Genomic DNA, 21,204 nt, shown 5'->3' with positions numbered 1-21,204 from the left:
GCTATTATTGAACGATCCGACTTGCGTACTGGAGTTTCGCCGTCATGCGTCTGGTTCAGCTTTCCCGACATTCTATCGCCTTCCCTTCGCCGGAAGGCGCTTTACGCGAGCCTAACGGTTTACTGGCGCTGGGCGGCGATCTCAGCCCTGCCCGGTTGTTAATGGCCTACCAGCACGGGATTTTCCCGTGGTTTTCGCCGGGCGACCCGATTCTGTGGTGGTCGCCCGATCCGCGCGCCGTGCTGTGGCCTGAAAAGTTTCACCTCAGTCGCAGCATGAAGCGCTTTCACAACGCATCCCCTTACCGCGTGACGCTCAATTACGCTTTCGATCGGGTCATTGATGGATGCGCCAATCACCGTGACGAAGGCACCTGGATAACGCGTGGTATTGAGGAAGCCTATCGCCGATTACATGAATTGGGCCACGCGCACTCCATTGAAGTGTGGCGTGATCAGGAACTGGTCGGCGGGATGTATGGCGTCTCGCAGGGGGCGCTGTTTTGCGGCGAATCGATGTTTAGCCGCCAGGAGAATGCCTCTAAAACCGCACTGCTGGTTTTTTGCGCTGAATTTACCCGTCACGGCGGTAAACTTATTGATTGTCAGGTAATTAATAGTCATACCGCCTCGCTCGGCGCCATTGAAATTCCACGTCGTGACTACCTCGATCACCTCGCAGCCTTACGCCAACAACCGCTGGCCTCCCGTTTTTGGGTGCCGCGGACATTATTTTTGCCCCGGAAGTGAATGTTTTCGGCACATTTTTTATTGGGGTGTTATAATTGCTGCCGCAGAATTGGTTTAGCATATTATCCCGCAGCCCGTTGTCAGGTAACGCCCATCGTTTATTTCACCGTTCCCTTATATGTTGCGCTTATGTCGATACATCAGGCGGTAGTATCAGGGAAAGGGTGTATAACGCGGCGTTGTCGTGTGTCGCGGAATCATGTGCTAAACCTGGTTTGCTGTGTTTTAAACGCACAAATCTTTACTTATCAAAAGAAGTTCGGCATTATCTTGCCGGTTCAAATTATGGTAGTGATACCCCAGAGGATTAGATGGCCAAAGAAGACAATATTGAAATGCAAGGTACCGTTCTCGAAACGTTACCTAATACCATGTTCCGCGTAGAGTTAGAAAACGGTCACGTGGTTACTGCACACATCTCCGGTAAAATGCGTAAGAACTACATCCGCATCCTGACGGGCGACAAAGTGACCGTTGAGCTGACCCCGTACGACCTGAGCAAAGGCCGCATTGTCTTCCGTAGTCGCTAATTGTCTCCTCACGCCCTGAAGGGCGGCTGGATAAAAGGTCGGTTTAACCGGCCTTTTTTGCGTCCATTAAGTCGATGAATGACGAGCAGGTTACTCTTCCACCATCCGCGCATACTCTTCCGTCAAAAAATCGACCAACGCGCGTACGGAAGGTAATAATCCTCGCCGGGATGGGAACACAGCATGAATAACCTCCCGCCGGGGCTCCCACTCTTCCAGCACCGCGACCAGTTCACCGGCGGCCAGTTGTTCTTTCACCATTAAGACAGGTAACTGCACAAGCCCCACGCCCGCCATCGCCGCCTCGCGTAGCGCCAACATGTCGGTGGTAATCATACGCGGGGTAAAATGGACTTCCGCATGTGCGCCCTGCGGGCCATAAAGTTCCCAGCGGTGAATATGCTTGCCGGATGCAAGACTTAGCCCTGGCCAATGGCTCAACTCCGCCGGCGCGGAAGGGATTCCCATCCGTGCGATGAGATCCGGGCTGGCAAACAGGCGATGCCCTCTGTCAGCCAGGACGCGCATCACCAGATCGCTATCCTCAAACGGGCGCGGCCTGACGCGAATCGCCACATCCACCCCCTCCCCTACGACGTCCACCCGACGATTGGTCGCTTCAAGCTGTAGCGAAACATCAGGATAACGCGCCATAAACTTCGCCAGCATTGGGCCGATGTGTACATGCAGCAGCGTAACCGGGCAGGTCAGCTTCACGATACCGCGAGGTTCTACCTGCAATGCGGCAATGGCATCCTGCGCCGCCTGAGCTTCCACCAGCATCGCTTTACAGTGCTCATAGAATGTTTGTCCCACTTCGGTAACGTTAAACTGCCGGGTGGTTCGCTGAATCAATCGCACGCCCAGCCGTTCCTCCAGTTGCGCAATACGCCGGCTCAGTTTTGATTTTGGTTCATCAAGCGCACGCCCCGCCGCGGCAAACCCACCCTCTTCGACCACATGCACAAACCACGCAAAATCATTGAGATCCGTTTTTATCATTACATTGTCCTATTAATGGAACGGTATGAGCCATTTTAGCCACTACCGAACCTTTTGTCATGAATATAAGCTTATTCACATCAAGACAACGCCACTGAGGAGAACACCATGAAACAGATTACAGGCGTCTATACCGCACCTCGCCCGCACTGGGTTGGCGATGGATTTCCGGTTCGTTCACTCTTTTCTTATCAGTCACATGCGCAGCAGTTGAGTCCATTCCTGCTGCTGGATTATGCCGGGCCGCACACATTTACGCCGGGTAATGAAAAACGCGGCGTTGGAGAGCATCCACACCGCGGTTTCGAGACCGTGACGATTGTTTATAGTGGCGAAGTCGAGCACCGGGACTCTACCGGTCGCGGCGGCGTTATCGGCCCGGGCGACGTTCAGTGGATGACCGCAGGCGCAGGCATTTTGCATGAAGAGTTCCATTCCGACGCGTTTACCCGTCGGGGCGGCGAACTGGAAATGGTGCAGTTGTGGGTTAACCTTCCCATGAAGGACAAAATGACCACCCCGGGTTATCAAAGCATTACCCACGATGTTATCCCGACCGTTACGTTGCCGGATGACGCCGGAGTCGTGCGGGTCATCGCAGGGCGTTATGAAGAGACAAAAGGCCCAGCGCACACTTTCTCGCCGCTCAATGTCTGGGATATGCGCCTGCAACGCAATCGCCAGCTTACATTGGCACAGCCGGAAGGATGGAGCACCGCGCTGGTGGTACTGAAAGGCAATATCACGGTGAACGGCACGACGCCGGTCAACGAAGCGCAACTGGTGGTATTGAGCCAGCAAGGGAAAACGCTGCACCTTGAGGCCAGCAGCGACGCCAGCGTATTGCTGTTATCAGGCGAGCCGCTGAATGAACCGATTGTGGGTTACGGCCCATTTGTTATGAACACGAAACAAGAGATCGCAGAAGCAGTCCGCGATTTCAACTCCGGCCATTTTGGCCAAATCTGAAAACATGAAGGAGAACACGATGTCAAGTCCTGCTAATTTTAATGGTTTGCGCCCGGTAATTGATGTTAACGATTCCGTGATGCTTTTAATCGATCATCAAAGCGGTCTTTTCCAGACCGTAGGCGATATGCCAATGCCCGAATTACGCGCTCGCGCCGCGGCGTTGGCGAAGATGGCGACGTTAGCGAAAATGCCGGTCATTACCACGGCATCCGTACCGCAAGGTCCGAACGGCCCGCTGATCCCGGAGATCCACGCTAATGCGCCACATGCGCAGTATATTGCACGCAAAGGTGAAATTAACGCCTGGGATAACGAAGATTTCGTTAAGGCGGTAAAAGCGACGGGTCGTAAGACGCTGATCATTGCCGGGACGATTACCAGCGTGTGCATGGCATTCCCGGCCATTAGCGCGGTAGCGGAAGGTTATAAGGTATTTGCCGTGATCGACGCATCCGGCACCTACAGTAAGATGGCGCAGGAGATCACCCTGGCGCGTATCGTACAGGCTGGCGTCGTACCGATGGATACTGCCGCGGTCGCCTCTGAGCTGCAAGGCACCTGGAACCGTGAAGACGCCGCCGCGTGGGCCGACGTTTATACTCAGGTATTCCCGGCCTATCAACTGCTGATCGAAAGCTACAGCAAAGCGCAGGATGTGGTGAAAAACAACGAAATGTTGGATTCACAGCGCTAATTTGCCCCCCCGCGCCAGTTTGGGCGGGGATTATGTCTATTGCATGAGCAAACGACAGTGAATATGTAAATTCTGCTTGACCGTTTTAGCGCAACTCCCTATAGTAGCGCCCCGTTGCCCCCCAAGTGGTCAGGCAGCAATACAATATGGTGAGGTGTCCGAGTGGCTGAAGGAGCACGCCTGGAAAGTGTGTATACGGCAACGTATCGGGGGTTCGAATCCCCCCCTCACCGCCATATTCAAGTTGAGAGCCTGTACAGAAGTACGGGCTTTTTGCTTATATGTGACCCGTCCTGAATAGCGTTGACACGTTCCAGACTTAAATCCGGAGAACGTGATGATGACTGAGTTCAAACGCACCCAACGCGATTATCCTCTATCCTTTAAAATAGCCGTCGTTGAGCAGGTCGAAAAAGGCGAGATGACCTATAAACAGGCCCAGCAGCGATATGGCATTCAGGGGCGCGCCACCGTACTTGTCTGGCTGCGTAAATATGGCCGGCTTGACTGGAGACCCGGACTTCCTGACCTGGTGAAGAGGAAACTGCCTGTGGCTCAGACAACTATCCCGCTGACACCCGAGCAAAGAATCAGGGAACTTGAAGAACAGCTTGAGCTGGCAAACCAGAAAGCTGAGTTTTTTGAGTGCGTTATCAACGTCCTGAAAAATGATTACGGGGTAAGTGTTGTAAAAAAGCGGCCCGGCAAGTCCTCACGCAAAGTCAGGCCCCCAAAATAACAGTTACGCGTGCATGCCAGTTCCTGGGGCACAGCAGACAGGCGTGGTACCAGTACAATACAAGATGTAATAAACGGCAGGAGCATCATGCTCAGGTTCTTGATTTTGTTGCCCGTACCCGGTGCCGTCAGCCGCGAATCGGTACGCGTAAACTGCACTATCTGCTGAACATGCAGACTGATAACACGCTGAATATCGGACGGGACCGTCTGTTTAATCTGCTGGGTGAATACCGGCTCCTGGTACCCGTGAAACGGGCATATCACAAAACCACCAACAGCCATCATCGCTTTTACCGGCATCCTAATCTGCTGAAACCCGGCCCTGAACAGGTTACCGCCCTTGAGCCAGAACAGGTCTGGGTCGCCGATATTACTTACCTTCCACTACGCAGCGGCACGGCCTATCTGAGTCTGGTCACCGATGCCTGCTCCAGAAAAATCGTGGGTTACCATGTCGGAGAAAACCTGCAGACAGAAAATGTGGTAAAGGCGTTCAGGCAGGCTCTGAGGCGGAGAAAAACGACAGGTCCGCTGGTACATCACTCTGACAGAGGACTGCAATACTGTTCGGTACTTTATCAGTCAGTTCATGAGCGAAACGGAATAACCTGTTCAATGACCGATGGTTACGACTGCTACCAGAATGCGCTGGCTGAGAGAATAAACGGGATACTGAAAAATGAGTTTTTACTCTCGCGTCCTGCAGACCTGGCGCAAGCGCGGGAAATAGTAAAAGAGTCCGTGGCAATTTATAACCATGAACGGCCACACCTGGCCCTGAAATACAAAACGCCCGATGATGTTCATCAGGCGTTTTACAGACAAAAAACTGTCAACCTATATCAGGACTAGTCATTGATAACAACGTAGAAAGTGTGATGCTAATAGCATTCGCTTTCGAAAATGTGATAAGCAATAATTTCATACTGAACTATTTATTATATAATTATTATCATCGTTTGCAAATTACATAAACCACTCAAGGAGAGGTTATGCCCGGACTGATAGGCTACTGGAAGCAATTTCCAACCAAAGATGAATATATTAAAAAACACAATATGAGTAAAATATCCTGCTACAGTTGTGGTCACGAGAAATTCAGCGATGTTGGTTTGATACAGGTATGGGATAATCACAGAAGAATTCTTTGTGCTAAGTGTAAGACTACTCTTTTCAGAGAAGAGGATTAGTTTTTTTGGCATTGGTAAGGACAGCATCAGCTCCAGCATCGGGATAATCCTGAAGTGGAGCAGCTTTTTCACCGTACAGAGGCCAAACCGAAACGTGTTAATCGCCGGTTCGTCAGTGCCATAGAGACTGTAATTAAAATTGTGTAATTACCTGTTTTTGATATGTTCACTCCAGTAACGGAGACAGGCGCATTATGGACGAAAAGAAACTCAAAGCACTGGCCGCTGAACTGGCTAAAGGCCTTAAAACCGAAGCCGGCCTCAATCCGTTTTTCCGCATGCTGACGAAATTAACCGTCGAAACGGCGCTCAATGCGGAGCTGACTGACCACCCCGGGCATGAGAAAAATGCGCCCAAAACAGGCTCAAACACCCGCAATGGCTACTCGTCAAAAACGGTGTTATGCGATGACGGTGAGATCGAACTGAACACGCCACGTGACCGTGAAAACACCTTCGAACCACAGCAGCTTAAGAAGCACCAGACGCGCATTACGCAGATGGACAGTCAGATTTTATCCCTCTGCGCCAAAGGCATGACTACCCGCGAAATCGTTGCCACCTTCAAAGAGATGTACGACGCCGATGTGTCGCCCACGCGGATATCTAAAGTCACCGACGCCGTAAAAGAGCAGGTCACTGAGTGGCAAAACTGACAACTGGATACGCTGTATCCCTTTGTTTATATGGATTGTATGTTGTCAAAGTTCATCAGAATGGCAGTGTGATAAACAAAGCAGTTTTCCCTGCGCTGGGGATCAATACCGAAGGTCAGAAAGCGTTGCCGGCATGTGGCTGTCCGGAAATGAAGGCGAAAAGTTCTGGCTAAGCGTGCTGACGGAGCTGAAAAAGCGGGGTCTTCAGGACATCCTGATTGCCTGTGTGGACGGTCTGAAGGGCTTCCCGGATGCGATAAACAGCGTCTTCCCGCAAACCCATATCCAGCCAGGCATTATCCATATGGTGCGTAACAGCCTGAAATACGTAGCCGGGAAAGACTACAAAGCCGTCACCAGCGGCCTGAGACGCTCTATCAGGCCCCGACCGAAGATGCGGCACTGATGGCGATGGATGCGTTTCCCCCAGGGACGCCTATTTATGCTGTTGCTGATGGAGTGCTGGTGCGTGCCCCTTATCCCTTTTACTCTGGTACTTCTGCTGTAGAAATCAGACATGGTGAATTAAGAAGGCGTTCCGATGTAACAGATCCTGCACCATATCTGAATGTATGGAAAAATAATCTTCCAAGAGTTTGATCTTCAAGGAGTTGATAAAGTGCTTAAATATATAGGTTATATTTTAGTTCTGATGTTATCTGGCATTGTTGGTTGTGCTGCAACCGAGCCAGGCAACATACCATTAGATGGCCTAAACACTAATAGCTTCGACATTGGGGAGATTACTGATGGAGAGATTACTGATGATTTGAGGCACTCCACTTGCACTCTGCGCCTGGCTGATAATAAGAAGGAGGATTCCTATAACTATATTGAAGGGGCGATTTGTCCTGCGGGTGGGGAAGAATGTACTTACTCTGCCATCATGAAACTGAATGGGAATATAACAATATTGAAACAGATATCGTCAGGTGAAAATGACTCAGTATATAAAAATAAGGATTTTTCTATCTTTATAAAACAGACTCCAGTGGCAGAGCAAAATGATGATGAAGGAAGTGACATTAAAGCCACTATTGTCATCAAAACAAAAAGCGATGAAAATACACTTAATATGACGGGATACTGTGGGGTTTAAAAAATGAATATTCTCTTACGAAAATAAAGCAAATCAGAATGGATTTTTTAAAATTTGTAATGCGTAACTCTATCTGGAAAGTAAGTTGATGATAAAATCGAAAGGCAGATATCACCGCACAATCTGGACGCCCGAAGAACTGGAATTCGTGAAAACCTACTCTCGCCACTGGCATGAGCGGGAACATCAGGTTCTGGTACAGTATTATCCTGTGGGAAGTATGGCTGTAGCAGACCGCTTACCCGGCAGAACAAGAGCATCCATGAGACAAGCGGCATACTCAATGGGCCTAAAATTTCCAGCACGGCTTCCGCACATTCGTGGAACGTCTTCTGTCGGCGGGCTTTTTTTCGCATTAAACCCCCGTCGATTACCGGATGATGACGCAATTTACAAGCGCCTTGTCCGCCTACCGCGAGCACAACGCCATCAGGCTAACTATTAGCCGGCGTAAAAAAACCGGGCGCTAAGGCCCGGTTTGTACGGCAGTGAAACGAAGATTAATGCGCGGCTTCCGGCTTGTGCTTTTGCGCACTCTGGAAGCCATACGTCAACGCATTTTTCTCTTTATCCAGCGCGACGGTGACTTGTCCGCCATCAACCAGCGATCCAAACAGCAACTCATTGGCCAGCGGTTTTTTCAGGTTATCCTGAATCACACGCGCCATCGGTCGTGCGCCCATCGCCCGGTCATAGCCCTTTTCCGCCAGCCAGTCGCGCGCTTCCTGACTGACTTCCAGGGAGACGCCTTTCTGATCCAACTGGGCCTGCAACTCGACGATAAACTTATCGACAACCTGATGAATCACCTCGCCAGACAGATGATCGAACCAAATAATGTTGTCGAGACGGTTACGGAACTCCGGCGTAAACACTTTCTTGATCTCGCCCATCGCATCGGTACTGTTGTCCTGATGAATAAGACCAATAGATTTACGTTCGGTTTCTCGCACGCCGGCGTTGGTGGTCATCACCAGCACCACGTTGCGGAAATCCGCCTTACGGCCGTTGTTATCGGTCAGCGTACCGTTATCCATCACCTGCAGCAGCAGGTTAAAGACATCCGGGTGCGCTTTTTCGATCTCATCCAGCAACAGCACCGCATGAGGATGCTTAATCACCGCATCCGTCAGCAGCCCGCCCTGGTCGAAACCGACGTATCCCGGAGGCGCGCCGATCAAACGGCTCACCGTATGACGCTCCATATATTCGGACATATCGAAGCGCAACAGCTCAATACCCAGCGCTTTTGAAAGCTGTACCGTAACTTCAGTTTTCCCTACGCCAGTTGGCCCGGCGAACAAGAATGAGCCGACAGGTTTATGCTCATGGCCCAGACCCGCACGACTCATCTTAATAGCTTCGGTCAGCGCCTCAATCGCGTTATCCTGGCCGAAGACCAGCATTTTCAGACGATCGCCCAGGTTCTTCAGCGTATCGCGATCGCTCTGCGAGACGCTCTTTTCAGGAATTCGCGCAATTCGCGCCACTACGGACTCAATATCCGCCACGTTGACCGTTTTCTTACGTTTGCTCACTGGCATCAGACGCGCCCGCGCGCCCGCTTCGTCAATCACGTCAATGGCTTTGTCCGGCAGATGGCGGTCATTGATATATTTTACCGCCAGCTCGACCGCCGCACGCACCGCTTTCGCGGTATAACGCACGTCGTGGTGCGCTTCGTACTTAGGTTTCAAGCCGTTGATAATTTGCACCGTCTCTTCTACCGAAGGCTCGGTAATATCAATTTTCTGGAAACGGCGTGCTAATGCGCGGTCTTTCTCAAAAATATTGCTGAATTCCTGATAGGTCGTTGAGCCGATCACTCGGATCTTGCCGCTGGAAAGCAGCGGTTTAATCAGATTTGCCGCATCCACCTGTCCGCCCGACGCCGCGCCAGCGCCGATAATGGTATGGATTTCATCGATAAACAGGATGCTGTTGGTATCCTGCTCAAGCTGTTTCAGCAACGCCTTAAACCGTTTTTCAAAATCGCCGCGGTATTTGGTGCCCGCCAGCAGCGAACCGATATCCAGCGAGTAAATGGTGCAATCGGCCATCACTTCCGGCACATCGCCCTGCACGATACGCCAGGCCAGCCCTTCGGCAATCGCCGTTTTGCCAACGCCGGATTCCCCCACCAGCAGCGGGTTATTTTTACGGCGACGACACAAGACCTGGATCGCGCGTTCCAGTTCTTTTTCACGACCAATCAGCGGATCGATGCCGCCCACACGAGCAAGTTGGTTAAGATTCGTCGTGAAGTTTTCCATACGTTCCTCCCCACCAGCTTGTTCGTCGCCAGTTGGCTGATTGCCGAGATCGGAAGATTGGCTCGGTTCGTCTTTTCGCGTCCCGTGAGAAATAAAGTTCACGATATCCAGACGGCTCACTTCATGCTTACGCAGCAGATAAGCCGCCTGTGATTCCTGTTCGCTAAAGATAGCCACCAGCACATTCGCGCCAGTCACTTCACTACGCCCGGAAGACTGAACGTGGAAGACGGCACGTTGCAGGACACGCTGGAAACTTAACGTCGGCTGCGTATCACGCTCTTCTTCACTGGCAGGCAGTACGGGTGTGGTTTGTTCAATGAAGGCTTCGAGTTCCTGACGGAGCGCCACCAGATCCACGGAGCATGCTTCCAGCGCTTCGCGAGCCGATGGGTTGCTGAGCAGCGCCAGCAACAGATGCTCGACGGTCATAAACTCATGACGGTGCTCGCGCGCTCTGGCGAAAGCCATGTTTAAACTGAGTTCCAGTTCTTGATTGAGCATAGGCACCTCCCCCAATTTTTATACCTGCATTCAGGCTTTTTCCAGCGTACACAGCAACGGATGCTCGTTCTCCCTTGCATACTTGTTCACCATCGCCACTTTGGTTTCCGCCACCTCGGCGGTGAACACGCCGCAGATGGCTTTGCCTTGATAGTGAACCGCAAGCATCAATTGCGTTGCACGTTCTACATCATAAGAAAAGAATTTTTGTAACACGTCAATAACAAACTCCATCGGAGTGTAATCATCATTGACTAATATCACTTTATACATAGATGGCGGTTTTAGCGCGTCGCGCACGCTATCTTCCACCAGCTGGTCAAAATCCAGCCAATCGTTCGTCTTACCCATCGTCAGTCGTCATTATCGGTTACGGTTGTCGGCAGGAAAATCTGCCGCTGACCAGAGTCTATGCACACAATCAATCTACCTCAATTGATAGATAACTAACATCTATCAGTACCATCCGCGACATCTGTCACATTCCCGGCAATAGCGTTAACTGCTTCAAATTTTTGATTCATTTTTACCCGATCCCCCCTGCCTGATGCTTGACGCCTCGCCTGATTTCTCTAAATTGTAATGTCGAGAGTTGGTGAGGTTTTGAACAGCCCCCACTCCGTCACCGGTTCATTCCATCTTACTTATATAAGATTTACGAAGGATGTCGAAGCATGGAAACGGGTACTGTAAAGTGGTTCAATAATGCCAAAGGGTTTGGTTTCATCTGCCCTGAAGGCGGCGGCGAGGATATTTTCGCCCATTATTCCACCATTCAAATGGATGGTTACAGAACGCTTAAAGCCGGACAGTCTGTCCGGTTTGATGTACACCAGGGGCCAAAAGGCAATCACGCCAGCGTCATCGTGCCCATCGAAGCAGAGGCCGTTGCATAGCTCCTCTGTCTCATTGTGTACATCCAGGAGGCAAAATGCCAGCCCGATCGGCTGGCATTTTTATTTAACGCCAGTTCCTGATAGCAACACTGTTACATCTTATCAGGCCGACAAATGACGTCAGCAAGATTACTCCCTTGCCAGCGCATCCACCGGGTCCAGTCGCGCCGCGTTTCTCGCCGGTAGCCAACCAAACAGTATCCCAGTAAACGTCGAACATAAAAACGCGCTCGCCAGCGCAGTCAGTGAAAAACCGATCTCCCAGCCGGGCAGGAAAAGCTGTAGCATAAATGCGATGAACATCGACAAGCTAATCCCCAGCGCTCCCCCAACCAGGCAAACCAGCACCGCTTCAATAAGAAACTGCTGTAGCACATCGCTGGCGCGCGCGCCTACCGCCATACGGATGCCGATTTCACGCGTTCGCTCGGTGACGGAAACCAGCATAATATTCATAACGCCGATGCCGCCGACAACCAGCGAAATGACGGCCACCAGCGTCAGAAATAACTGAAGAGTATAGGTGGTTTTTTCAGCCGTTTTCAGGACGCTGTCCATATTCCAGGTGAAGAAGTCTTTTTTACCGTGGCGTAAGGTGAGCAGGCGGGTAAGCTGCTGTTCAGCCTGATCGCTATCAACGCCATCTTTCACACGAACGGTGATCGAGTTAAGCCATGACTGACCCATTATGCGATCTGACATCGTGCTATAGGGCAACCAAACTTGCAACAGATTGCTATTGCCGTACATGGACGGTTTCTCTTCCGCCACGCCAATAACAATAACCGGCATATTACCCACCAGCACCACTTCCCCTACGACATTCGCTTTATTTGGAAATAGCTGGCGTCGCGTGTTGGCATCCAGCACCACCACCTGCGCGCGATCCTGTTGCTGTACAGCATTGAAGGTGTTCCCCTCCCTAAAGGACATGCCGTAAACGTTAAAATAATCGCCACTGACGCCATTAGCATTTACGGCAATATCAATATTGCCATAGCGAAGACGTAGGCTCTTTGAAACGCTGGGCGTCGCAGAGTTAACCCACGGCTGTTTCTGAATAGCCACCAGATCGTCATATTTCAGCGCCTGTCGATACTGCGGGTTGTCGTCGCCAAAATCTTTGCCTGGATGAATATCAATCGTGTTAGTGCCCATAGCGCGGATATCCGCCAGTACCATCTTTTTTGCGGCGTCGCCGACCACCACAATCGACACCACCGACGCAATACCGATAATAATTCCCAGCATGGTCAGTAAAGTACGCATTTTGTTAGCGGCCATCGCTAACCACGCCATCGACAGCGCTTCGCGAAAGCTGCTGGCAAATTGCCGCCAGCCGGGAGCCGTATTAACTACGGCAGCGTCAACGCCCTGTTCGCGTTTCTTTTCCTGCGCGGGCGGATTATGGACAATCTTGCCATCGTGAATTTCAATAATCCGCTCCGCCTGGGCGGCAATCAGCGGATCGTGCGTCACAATGATCACCGTATGTCCGCGATCGCGCAGTTGGCGCAAAATCGCCATCACCTCTTCGCCGGAATGGCTATCCAGCGCGCCGGTCGGCTCATCCGCCAGAATCACCTGTCCGCCGTTCATCAGCGCGCGGGCAATACTGACACGCTGCTGCTGTCCGCCAGAAAGCTGTGAAGGTGGGTAATCGACGCGATCGCTTAATCCCAGCCGCAGAAGTAACTCTCTGGCGCGCGCCTGGCGTTTTTTGCGTTCAATGCCGGCGTAGACGGCGGGGATTTCAACATTTTGCGCTGCCGTTAAATGCGACAACAGATAGTAGCGCTGAAAGATAAAGCCAAAATGCTCACGCCGCAGCTGCGCCAGCGCGTCCGGGTCCAGCGTCGAGACGTCCCGCCCCGCCACCCGATAAGTGCCGCTGGTCGGTTTATCCAGGCACCCGAGGATATTCATCAGCGTTGATTTTCCAGAACCGGAAACGCCGACGATCGCCACCATCTCCCCGGCGTGGATTTGCAGGGAGATATCTTTTAACACCGCCACCTGCTCTTCTCCGGAGGGGTAGCTGCGACTCACATTGCGCAGTTCAAGCAATGCCGTCATGGCGTCGCTCCTGGCCTGCTTTCGCCGATGATCACCTCATCGCCCGCTTCCAGACCTTTAACCACTTCCACGTCTGTATCGTTACGCTCGCCAATGATCACTTCGCGCTCACGTTTTTCGCCGTTACGCAACAGCGCCACTTTATAACGATTGCCGCCCACCGGTTCGCCAAGCGCGGCGAGAGGAATAATCAGCACATTTTTGACATCCATGAGTTGAATATAAACCTGTGCGGTCATATCAAGACGCAAGATTCTTTTGGGATTCGGCACTTCAAACCGGGCGTAATAAAAAATAGCGTCGTTGACCTTTTCCGGCGTCGGCAGAATATCTTTTAAAACGCCTTCATAGCGCGTTTGCGGATCGCCTGCAATGGTGAACCATGCTTTCTGCCCCGCCCGAAGATGGATCACGTCCGCTTCCGAGACCTGCGCTTTTACCAGCATGGTGCTCATATCCGCCAGCGTCAGAATATTGGGCGCCTGCTGAGCTGCAATCACCGTTTGTCCTTGCAGGGTAGTGATTTGCGTCACTTCCCCCGCCATGGGAGCAACAATACGGGTATATTCCAGGTTGGTTTTCGCGGTGTCCAACGAGGCCCGATTACGTTTGATCTGGGCATCTATGGTGCCAATACGCGCCTGTTTAACCGCCATCTCCGTCGCCGCGGTATCCAGATCCTGTTGCGATACCGCCTGAGTCTTAGCTAACTGCTGCTGGCGCGCCAGCGTAACCCGCGCCAGCTTTAACTCAGCGGCTACCTGCTGACGCTCCGCGTTCAGCTCCATCAGGGTGGCCTCGACCTCTTTTATCTGGTTCTCCGCCTGATCTGGGTCAATCACGCCGAGTAGCTGATCTTTTTTAACGTTATCTCCAATGGAGACCAGCAGCGTTTTCAACTGGCCGCTCACCTGCGCGCCGACATCCACTTTACGCAACGCGTCCAGTTTTCCAGTCGCCAGTACACTCTGTTCAAGATCGCCTGGCCGCACGATTAATGTCTGATAAGTTGGCAGCGGCGCATTTATCATTCGCCAGCTAACCATCCCCCCCACTAAAAGAATTAAAATAATGACCAGATAACGCTTTTTAAATTTCTTTCCCTTAGCACGCATAGAAACCCTGACGGCAAAATTTTAACCAGAAAGTAAACCGTATCTAAACAAACCTGACACAATAAAGATAGCGTCGGCTGTATTGACGATTGGTTAATGTTTCCTGTGGTTCAATCTCGACAATCTTATGTCGCGGATTACGATCATGACACAGCTTACAGATAATACCTGGTACACTTCAGATCACATCTCTCCTTTACAATTATTTATTCGTCTGACGCGCGGGCAATTACAGCCAGGAAAATTCTGGCGTAAAGCCAGCTTTCGTCGCAAGTTTTTAATCCGCTCATTAGTCATGCCGCGTGCGACCAGCCAATTACTGACCAATCTCACCCAATGGCCGGAGTTAAATACGTTACTTGCTCGTCAGCCGCGTTTGCCTATTCGGCTACATCGTCCTTATATGGCTGTAAATATTAAACGCGATTTCGCCTTAGATGCGCTGTGTTTTCATTATCAACAGATGCGCCAACTTTTATCGCGGGAACAACAGGTTAGCTATTTAAGTCAGTATGGCCTGAATCTTGCTAAATTTGAAACTAAAACCGGCGAGTTGTTTCAACTTGATTTAGTCAGTCTGGTCTCACTGGATAAAGAAGGTGAAAGCACTATTGTTGTTCGCGACGCACAGTTACGTATTCTGGCAGAGATCACATTTACCCTGTGTCGCTTTAACCAACAACGCACACTATTTATCGGCGGATTACAGGGCGCGGCAAACGACGTTCCTCACGAAATTATCCAGCAGGCGACCAAAGCCTGCCATGGTCTTTTTCCCAAACGCATCGTGATGGAGGCTCTCTGTCAGTTTGCGCAAGTCTTTCAGGCGGAGCAGATTATAGCCGTGAGTAACGATGCGCACGTTTACCGTAGCTGGCGATACATGGATAAAAAGACGCAAATGCATGCCGACTATGACGCGTTTTGGGAATCGTTAGGCGGTGAAAGAATTAAAGGAAATTACTATGCGCTACCGCTGGCGATCGCCCGAAAAAGCGAAGCGGAGATCGCCAGTAAAAAACGGGCCGAGTATCGCCGCCGCTATGCTTTACTCGATAGCGTTGTCGTACAGGTTCCGGCCACATTCAAACGCTAATCCGCCCGGCCCCGCGCCAGCCAAACCACGCGCGAGAACATCTTTCTGAACAGCGGCGGCACGGCGTCAATTCCCCGCCGCCCGGCTTCCATCGCGACTTCAATCGCCAAATCCGGCTTTGACGAGCGGTGGATAGCTTTAGTGATAATTTTCCGGGTATTCATCGGTACATTAGGCGGAAGCTGCGCAACCCGGTGAAAAACATCGGCAAAGCCCTGACGATACATAAAATGTTCCATATCCAGCGCAGGCAGCGCCGTGAGATGTTCGCGTTCTTCTTCCCGATCGTTATTAAGCAGGCTGCGGACCGTCGCGGCATATTTTTTCCCCGCTTCGTCGCCATCCACCAGGACATGCCACTCGATTCCCATACGGCGGGCGAACTTCACCAGCGGTTTCAGACCGGACTGAGCAAACTCAATGACTTTAATGCCCTCCGCATCAAAATGATGTCCACACTGACGCGCCAGCTCATTAATAACCCAGGTTTCCGTCTCGCCTTCCACCAGTAGCCAGCAACGCGCAAACAGCGACGACGCGCGATTAAAGCGGATATGAAAGGCGATGCGCCGTCCATCTTCCGCGCTTAACCCGCCCGGGCCCAAACGCCAGGCGGCGACGCGGGAAGATTCGCGCACCAGCCGTACGACATGCTCCACCGGCGTTAGCGAGAGCAATTCGCCTGAGTTAGTCGTCGCTATCCGCTGTAGCGGCAACAGATTGAGCAATTGCCAGGCGACTGAAAGCATAATGGGATGTAAACGGGTTTCCGGATCTTCCACCAGCAGTAATGGTCGCGCGTCTTTATGTAACCGCAGCGTCCCTTTCGCCTGTAACAGCGTGGAGAAAAGCCCCAGCAGGATCACCCGATGCGACCGGCTGCCCGGTTTGTCGATCATCCGATTAATAATATCCAGATAGCGCCAGCTACGCTGCTCATTTTGCGAACGTCGGCGCATGAGTCGGTGACGCGCCTGTCCTGCGCCCTGCTCTGAGAAATAGTGTTCAAGCAGTTGCACCATCGCGGACAGTCCCTGACGAATCTGCCCGTCGGTTAAATTTTGCGGCCGGGTCGCCAGCTCACGCGCCAGAAAATCCAGCTGTCGGGCCGTGACTTCAACATCCGGCACATTGGGCACCGTACCGTTGCGAATACGTCGCATAAAGCGCGCATCGCGCAAACGTAGCACTGGCATCAGACGAACCAGGTGGCGCACCTGATCGTTAATATTTTCCACCGGCAATGGCTGCCCATCGCTATTGAGAAAACTGCGCAGCGTCATCACGCTACCATCGGCGCCGCATTCGCCCTCTAGCCGATAAAAAATACGGTGAAAATCATCCTCGCAAGGCGACCAGCATGCTTCCAGCGCTCGATAACGACGTACCCGATGCCGCCCTGGCTGCGTTTCGCGAAAAGTCAGAATAATATGCAGGTGATGCTCGCGTCCTTTTATGTCGCCAGGCGGAAACCAGAAATCCTCACGGACAAAATGGTAGAGATCGAGTTCCGGCGACAATAACAGAGTCAGCGCATCCAGCAGGCTGGATTTGCCCCAGGCGTTTTCCCCAATCAGCACGTTGTTTTGCTCCAGCATCAACGACAGTCGGTTGATACCGCGAAATCCCACTATTTCAACGCGTTCGAGAATCATGCTTCCTCCAGAAAAGCGTCACCACTCCATTAAACTCACCGCAGTATAACGGCAAATGCTTCCGCCTGGCGTGATATTCCCCCCTTTGCCTGAGGCAACTGTATGATAAATGTACGGCTGACGGTGTCGCTTTACTGATAGTCTGGAATTCGGTAGTGTCATGTACGCTATTCAAACAATAAAAAAGGGCCCGGCTGTTCATGTTTTCAGGACTTTTAATCATTCTGGTTCCACTGATTGTGGGCTATCTCATTCCACTGCGACATAAAGCCGCATTACAACTTATTAACCGGCTACTGAGCTGGATCGTGTATCTTATTCTCTTTTTTATGGGAATAAGCCTGGCGTTTTTGGATAACCTCGCCAGTAATCTGGTGGCGATTTTTCATTATTCCGCCGTCAGTATTACGATTATTTTATTGTGTAATATCGCTGCCTTATTGTGGCTGGAACGTATCCTCCCGTGGCGTCACCATCATCAGCAGGAAAAACTGCCTTCGCGTATTGCCATGGCGCTGGAGTCGCTGCAACTGTGCGGCGTAGTGGTATTGGGGTTTGTTATCGGCCTGAGCGGACTCTCTGTTTTACAGCACGCCACCGAAGCCAGTGAATATACGCTGATCTTTTTATTGTTCCTGGTGGGGATTCAGCTACGAAATAGCGGCATGACCTTAAAGCAAATTGTGCTTAACCGCCGGGGAATGATGGTCGCGGTCGTTGTCGTGGCAAGCTCATTACTGGGCGGCGTGATTAATGCGTTTATCCTGGATTTACCGCTAAAAACCGCCCTGGCGATGGCGTCAGGTTTCGGCTGGTACTCTCTTTCCGGTATTTTGCTGACGGAGTCGTTTGGACCGGTTATCGGCAGCGCGGCATTTTTTAACGATCTGGCCCGCGAACTCTTAGCCATTATGCTTATTCCCGGCCTGGTTCGCCGCAGCCGTTCAACGGCGTTGGGCCTGTGCGGAGCGACCTCAATGGACTTTACGTTGCCGGTATTACAGCGCTCCGGCGGCGTAGAGATTGTTCCGGCGGCTATCGTACATGGCTTTATCCTCAGCCTGCTGGTCCCCCTCTTAATGGCGTTCTTCTCGGCCTGATACCTCTTTGGCGGTAGGCATCTGCCGCCAAAATTGCGCTAAATCAATCTCCTTGCACATTATGGCAGAAATCCCTTTTATCCCTTTGTTCACAGGCATAACCTTAAACATGTATATTAAATATAACTTTAAAAGGTGTGACCATGTTTTGTGTGCAATGTGAACAAACCATCCGTACACCAGCCGGAAACGGCTGCTCCTACGCGCAGGGAATGTGCGGTAAAACAGCTGAAACGTCCGATCTGCAGGATCTGCTGATTGCGGCTTTGCAAGGTTTGTCTGCCTGGGCGGTGAAGGCCCGTGAATATGGCATCATTAATCACGACGTTGATAACTTTGCGCCGCGCGCGTTTTTCTCCACGCTGACCAATGTTAACTTCGACTCTCCGCGTATCGTCGGCTACGCCCGTGAAGCGATTGCCTTGCGTGAAGCGTTGAAAGCGCAGTGCCTGAGCGTGGATGCCAATGCGCATTGCGAAAATCCGATGGCCGATCTGCAACTGGTTAGCGACGATCTGGGCGAACTGCAACGTCAGGCGGCGGAATTTACCCCGAATAAAGACAAAGCCGCCATTGGCGAGAACATCCTCGGCCTGCGTCTGCTGTGCCTGTACGGTCTGAAAGGCGCGGCGGCGTATATGGAGCACGCGCACGTTCTCGGTCAATACGACAACGACATTTACGCCCAGTACCACAAAATCATGGCCTGGCTCGGCACCTGGCCTGCTGATATGAACGCGCTGCTGGAGTGCGCAATGGAAATCGGCCAGATGAACTTTAAAGTGATGAGCATTCTGGATGCCGGTGAAACCACCAAATACGGCCACCCAACGCCGACTCAGGTCAACGTCAAAGCGACTGAAGGCAAGTGCATTCTGATCTCCGGTCACGATCTGAAAGATCTCTACAACCTGCTGGAGCAGACCGAAGGCACCGGCGTTAACGTCTACACTCACGGTGAAATGCTGCCCGCACATGGCTATCCGGAACTGCGTAAATTCAAGCATCTGGTCGGTAACTACGGCAGCGGCTGGCAGAATCAGCAGGTCGAATTCGCCCGCTTCCCTGGCCCAATCGTGATGACCTCTAACTGCATTATCGACCCGACCGTGGGCAGCTATGACGATCGTATCTGGACGCGTAGCATCGTCGGCTGGCCGGGTGTGAGCCACCTGGAAGGCGATGACTTCGGTCCGGTTATCGCGCAGGCCCAGCAGATGGCTGGCTTCCCGTACAGCGAAATTCCGCACCTGATCACCGTAGGTTTCGGTCGTCAGACCCTGCTGGGCGCGGCTGATACCCTGATTGACCTGGTGAGCCGTGAGAAACTGCGTCACATCTTCCTGGTGGGCGGCTGCGACGGCGCGCGCGGCGAACGTAACTACTTCACCGACTTCGCCACCAGCGTGCCGGACGACTGCCTGATCCTGACTCTGGCGTGTGGTAAATACCGTTTCAACAAACTGGAGTTCGGCGATATCGAAGGTCTGCCGCGTCTGGTCGATGCCGGTCAGTGTAACGATGCTTACTCCGCGATTATCCTGGCGGTGACGCTGGCGGAAAAACTGGGCTGCGGCGTCAACGATCTGCCGCTATCGCTGGTGCTCTCCTGGTTTGAGCAGAAAGCGATCGTGATTCTGCTGACGCTGCTGTCATTAGGCGTGAAAAATATTGTCACCGGGCCGACCGCGCCGGGCTTCTTCACGCCGGATCTGCTGGCTATCCTCAACGAGAAGTTCGGTCTGCGTTCCGTGACCACCGTTGAAGAAGACATGAAGCAATTGCTGAGCGCGTAAGGAGGCCAATGATGACGATGCCAACCTCACAATGTCCCTGGCGAATGCAGGTGCATCACATCCGTCAGGAGACGCCGGATGTATGGACAATTGCGCTATTATGCCATGACTACTACCCTTACCGCGCCGGGCAGTATGCGCTGGTGAGCGTGCGTAATTCAGCGGAAACGCTGCGCGCCTACACCCTTTCGTCTACGCCGGGCGTCAGTGAATATATCACGCTGACCGTTCGTCGGATTGAAGATGGCACGGGTTCACAGTGGTTGACCCATGACATCAAGCGCGGCGATTACATCTGGCTGTCTGATGCAATGGGCGATTTTACCTGTGACGATAAAACAGAAGATAAGTTTCTGCTGCTCGCCGCCGGTTGTGGCGTAACGCCAATCATGTCGATGCGTCGCTGGCTGGCGAAATACCGCCCGCAGGCCGATGTGCAGGTCATCTTTAACGTCCGTTCGCCGGATGATGTGATTTTTGCCGACGAGTGGCAACAGTATCCGGTCACGCTAGTGGCGGAAAATCATGCCACGGAAGGTTTTGTCGCGGGCCGTCTGACCACGGAATTGTTACAGCGCGTACCGGATTTGGCATCGCGCACCATCATGACCTGCGGCCCGGCGCCCTATATGGATTTCGTCGAACAGGGCGTGAAAGCGCTTGGCGTAACGCGCTTCTTTAAAGAGAAGTTCTTCACGCCGGTGGCGGAAACGGCAACCAGCGGCCTGAAATTCACCAAACTACAGCCAGCGCAGGAATTTTATGCCCCGATCGGTACAACGCTGTTGGAGGCGCTGGAGAGTAATAAAGTACCGGTTGCCGCTGCCTGTCGGGCAGGTGTTTGCGGCTGCTGTAAAACCAAAGTCGTTTCCGGCGACTATACGGTGAGCAGCACCATGACGCTGAGCGAGGCGGAGATTGCCGAAGGTTACGTACTGGCCTGCTCCTGCCATCCGCAGGGCGATCTTGTTCTCGCATAATCGGTAAACGTTCCATCGTAGGCCCGGTAAGCGTTAGCGCCACCGGGCGATTTGCCGCTCGCTTCATCCTTTCGCCCCTC

At 52.2% G+C, this 21,204-nt stretch carries 20 protein-coding genes, 1 tRNA gene and 1 pseudogene; 15 read left to right on the top strand and 7 right to left on the bottom strand.

Annotated elements, in window-relative coordinates; genetic code table 11:
* Positions 1-44: 44 nt before the first annotated feature.
* On the top strand, positions 45-749 hold the full coding sequence (gene aat, locus NA624_RS07865) for a leucyl/phenylalanyl-tRNA--protein transferase (RefSeq protein ID WP_001241643.1): 705 nt from the start codon (positions 45-47) through the stop codon (positions 747-749).
* 311 nt (positions 750-1,060) lie between these two features.
* Positions 1,061-1,279 carry a translation initiation factor IF-1 gene (gene infA, locus NA624_RS07860; RefSeq protein WP_001040187.1) on the top strand — a complete coding sequence of 73 codons (219 nt, stop codon included), beginning with the start codon at positions 1,061-1,063 and terminating at the stop codon, positions 1,277-1,279.
* Between the two features lie 90 nt (positions 1,280-1,369).
* On the opposite strand, the gene NA624_RS07855 is transcribed toward infA, so the two are convergent.
* The gene (locus NA624_RS07855) at positions 1,370-2,281 is read right to left on the bottom strand and encodes a LysR family transcriptional regulator (RefSeq protein WP_000597926.1); all 912 of its coding nucleotides are present in this window, start codon (positions 2,279-2,281) and stop codon (positions 1,370-1,372) included.
* 108 nt (positions 2,282-2,389) lie between these two features.
* Here NA624_RS07855 and NA624_RS07850 point away from each other — a divergent pair, with 108 nt between their 5' ends.
* The 8 genes and pseudogenes from NA624_RS07850 to NA624_RS07815 all read left to right on the top strand — a co-directional run bounded on the left by NA624_RS07850 (position 2,390) and on the right by NA624_RS07815 (position 7,633).
* A complete protein-coding gene (locus NA624_RS07850) occupies positions 2,390-3,250 on the top strand; it encodes a pirin family protein (protein ID WP_000809968.1) in 861 nt (286 codons plus the stop codon).
* A 19-nt stretch (positions 3,251-3,269) separates the two neighbouring features.
* A complete protein-coding gene (locus NA624_RS07845) occupies positions 3,270-3,947 on the top strand; it encodes a hydrolase (protein WP_000097893.1) in 678 nt (225 codons plus the stop codon).
* 148 nt (positions 3,948-4,095) lie between these two features.
* Positions 4,096-4,183, top strand: a tRNA-Ser gene (locus NA624_RS07840).
* Between the two features lie 101 nt (positions 4,184-4,284).
* Positions 4,285-5,540 (top strand): IS3-like element ISSen1 family transposase gene (locus NA624_RS07835; RefSeq protein WP_086007854.1). Its coding sequence is split into 2 segments (ribosomal slippage): positions 4,285-4,636 and positions 4,636-5,540, totalling 1,257 coding nucleotides; the frame shifts between segments, so codons are not numbered across the junction.
* A gap of 140 nt (positions 5,541-5,680) precedes the next feature.
* Positions 5,681-5,878, top strand: coding sequence for a hypothetical protein (locus NA624_RS07830; protein WP_024134435.1), 198 nt, complete (start codon positions 5,681-5,683; stop codon positions 5,876-5,878).
* Between the two features lie 194 nt (positions 5,879-6,072).
* Positions 6,073-6,957 (top strand): annotated as a pseudogene (locus NA624_RS07825) (IS256 family transposase); the annotation flags it as partial.
* A complete protein-coding gene (locus tag NA624_RS07820; protein WP_223228868.1) occupies positions 6,940-7,134 on the top strand; it encodes a M23 family metallopeptidase in 195 nt (64 codons plus the stop codon). The pseudogene NA624_RS07825 and the gene NA624_RS07820, both read left to right, overlap by 18 nt.
* Before the next feature lie 19 nt (positions 7,135-7,153).
* Positions 7,154-7,633 carry a hypothetical protein gene (locus tag NA624_RS07815; RefSeq protein ID WP_001555501.1) on the top strand — a complete coding sequence of 160 codons (480 nt, stop codon included), beginning with the start codon at positions 7,154-7,156 and terminating at the stop codon, positions 7,631-7,633.
* A gap of 500 nt (positions 7,634-8,133) precedes the next feature.
* Here NA624_RS07815 and clpA read toward each other — a convergent pair whose 3' ends face one another.
* The 3 genes from clpA to NA624_RS07800 form a co-directional block, all read right to left on the bottom strand.
* The gene (gene clpA / locus NA624_RS07810) at positions 8,134-10,410 is read right to left on the bottom strand and encodes an ATP-dependent Clp protease ATP-binding subunit ClpA (protein WP_000934064.1); all 2,277 of its coding nucleotides are present in this window, start codon (positions 10,408-10,410) and stop codon (positions 8,134-8,136) included.
* Positions 10,411-10,440: 30 nt separating this feature from the next.
* Positions 10,441-10,761 carry an ATP-dependent Clp protease adapter ClpS gene (gene clpS / locus NA624_RS07805; RefSeq protein ID WP_000520789.1) on the bottom strand — a complete coding sequence of 107 codons (321 nt, stop codon included), beginning with the start codon at positions 10,759-10,761 and terminating at the stop codon, positions 10,441-10,443.
* A 95-nt stretch (positions 10,762-10,856) separates the two neighbouring features.
* Positions 10,857-10,934 (bottom strand): hypothetical protein, encoded by a 78-nt coding sequence (locus NA624_RS07800; protein ID WP_212742690.1) that lies wholly within the window; start codon positions 10,932-10,934, stop codon positions 10,857-10,859.
* Positions 10,935-11,084: 150 nt separating this feature from the next.
* Here NA624_RS07800 and cspD point away from each other — a divergent pair, with 150 nt between their 5' ends.
* The gene (cspD, locus tag NA624_RS07795; RefSeq protein WP_000447499.1) at positions 11,085-11,306 is read left to right on the top strand and encodes a cold shock-like protein CspD; all 222 of its coding nucleotides are present in this window, start codon (positions 11,085-11,087) and stop codon (positions 11,304-11,306) included.
* Positions 11,307-11,435: 129 nt separating this feature from the next.
* Here the strand turns inward: cspD and macB are convergent, their stop codons facing one another.
* Together macB and macA are read right to left on the bottom strand one after the other, a co-directional pair.
* Entirely contained in the window at positions 11,436-13,382 is a 1,947-nt protein-coding gene (gene macB, locus NA624_RS07790) for a macrolide ABC transporter ATP-binding protein/permease MacB (protein WP_439040257.1), read from the bottom strand.
* Positions 13,379-14,497, bottom strand: coding sequence for a macrolide transporter subunit MacA (macA, locus tag NA624_RS07785; protein ID WP_001201762.1), 1,119 nt, complete (start codon positions 14,495-14,497; stop codon positions 13,379-13,381). The genes macB and macA overlap by 4 nt, the downstream gene beginning before the upstream one ends.
* 145 nt (positions 14,498-14,642) lie before the next feature.
* Between macA and NA624_RS07780 the strand changes: the two genes are divergently transcribed.
* A complete protein-coding gene (locus tag NA624_RS07780) occupies positions 14,643-15,593 on the top strand; it encodes a VirK/YbjX family protein (protein ID WP_001549582.1) in 951 nt (316 codons plus the stop codon).
* Here the strand turns inward: NA624_RS07780 and NA624_RS07775 are convergent.
* Positions 15,590-17,248, bottom strand: coding sequence for an ATP-dependent endonuclease (locus NA624_RS07775; protein WP_000599770.1), 1,659 nt, complete (start codon positions 17,246-17,248; stop codon positions 15,590-15,592). The genes NA624_RS07780 and NA624_RS07775 overlap by 4 nt on opposite strands.
* Positions 17,249-17,448: 200 nt before the next feature.
* On the opposite strand from NA624_RS07775, the gene NA624_RS07770 reads away from it, so the two are divergent.
* The 3 genes from NA624_RS07770 to hcr all read left to right on the top strand — a co-directional run bounded on the left by NA624_RS07770 (position 17,449) and on the right by hcr (position 21,124).
* Complete coding sequence (locus NA624_RS07770; protein ID WP_000491118.1) at positions 17,449-18,348, top strand: lysine exporter LysO family protein; 900 nt, start codon at positions 17,449-17,451, stop codon at positions 18,346-18,348.
* 143 nt (positions 18,349-18,491) lie between these two features.
* Positions 18,492-20,144 carry a hydroxylamine reductase gene (gene hcp / locus NA624_RS07765; RefSeq protein ID WP_000458793.1) on the top strand — a complete coding sequence of 551 codons (1,653 nt, stop codon included), beginning with the start codon at positions 18,492-18,494 and terminating at the stop codon, positions 20,142-20,144.
* 11 nt (positions 20,145-20,155) lie between these two features.
* Positions 20,156-21,124 (top strand): NADH oxidoreductase, encoded by a 969-nt coding sequence (gene hcr, locus NA624_RS07760; protein WP_001538209.1) that lies wholly within the window; start codon positions 20,156-20,158, stop codon positions 21,122-21,124.
* The last annotated feature ends 80 nt before the right edge of the window (positions 21,125-21,204 follow it).

Source organism: Salmonella sp. NW38 (genome assembly GCF_051807745.1).
Classification (GTDB): Bacteria; Pseudomonadota; Gammaproteobacteria; order Enterobacterales; family Enterobacteriaceae; genus Salmonella; species Salmonella enterica.
Note: the sequence above shows the minus strand (reverse complement) of the source record. Positions and strands in the feature narration are given on the sequence as shown.

Excerpts from the sequence above, each read along its gene's own strand:
- NA624_RS07850 (WP_000809968.1), top strand. The coding sequence starts at position 2,390 with ATGAAACAGATTACAGGCGTCTATACCGCACCTCGCCCGCACTGGGTT.
- clpS (WP_000520789.1), bottom strand. The coding sequence starts at position 10,761 with ATGGGTAAGACGAACGATTGGCTGGATTTTGACCAGCTGGTGGAAGAT.
- infA (WP_001040187.1), top strand. The coding sequence starts at position 1,061 with ATGGCCAAAGAAGACAATATTGAAATGCAAGGTACCGTTCTCGAAACG.
- NA624_RS07775 (WP_000599770.1), bottom strand. The coding sequence starts at position 17,248 with ATGATTCTCGAACGCGTTGAAATAGTGGGATTTCGCGGTATCAACCGA.
- NA624_RS07855 (WP_000597926.1), bottom strand. The coding sequence starts at position 2,281 with ATGATAAAAACGGATCTCAATGATTTTGCGTGGTTTGTGCATGTGGTC.
- hcp (WP_000458793.1), top strand. The coding sequence starts at position 18,492 with ATGTTTTGTGTGCAATGTGAACAAACCATCCGTACACCAGCCGGAAAC.
- macA (WP_001201762.1), bottom strand. The coding sequence starts at position 14,497 with ATGCGTGCTAAGGGAAAGAAATTTAAAAAGCGTTATCTGGTCATTATT.
- NA624_RS07820 (WP_223228868.1), top strand. The coding sequence starts at position 6,940 with ATGGCGATGGATGCGTTTCCCCCAGGGACGCCTATTTATGCTGTTGCT.
- NA624_RS07800 (WP_212742690.1), bottom strand. The coding sequence starts at position 10,934 with ATGAATCAAAAATTTGAAGCAGTTAACGCTATTGCCGGGAATGTGACA.
- NA624_RS07830 (WP_024134435.1), top strand. The coding sequence starts at position 5,681 with ATGCCCGGACTGATAGGCTACTGGAAGCAATTTCCAACCAAAGATGAA.
- aat (WP_001241643.1), top strand. The coding sequence starts at position 45 with ATGCGTCTGGTTCAGCTTTCCCGACATTCTATCGCCTTCCCTTCGCCG.
- NA624_RS07780 (WP_001549582.1), top strand. The coding sequence starts at position 14,643 with ATGACACAGCTTACAGATAATACCTGGTACACTTCAGATCACATCTCT.
- macB (WP_439040257.1), bottom strand. The coding sequence starts at position 13,382 with ATGACGGCATTGCTTGAACTGCGCAATGTGAGTCGCAGCTACCCCTCC.
- NA624_RS07770 (WP_000491118.1), top strand. The coding sequence starts at position 17,449 with ATGTTTTCAGGACTTTTAATCATTCTGGTTCCACTGATTGTGGGCTAT.
- hcr (WP_001538209.1), top strand. The coding sequence starts at position 20,156 with ATGACGATGCCAACCTCACAATGTCCCTGGCGAATGCAGGTGCATCAC.
- clpA (WP_000934064.1), bottom strand. The coding sequence starts at position 10,410 with ATGCTCAATCAAGAACTGGAACTCAGTTTAAACATGGCTTTCGCCAGA.
- cspD (WP_000447499.1), top strand. The coding sequence starts at position 11,085 with ATGGAAACGGGTACTGTAAAGTGGTTCAATAATGCCAAAGGGTTTGGT.
- NA624_RS07845 (WP_000097893.1), top strand. The coding sequence starts at position 3,270 with ATGTCAAGTCCTGCTAATTTTAATGGTTTGCGCCCGGTAATTGATGTT.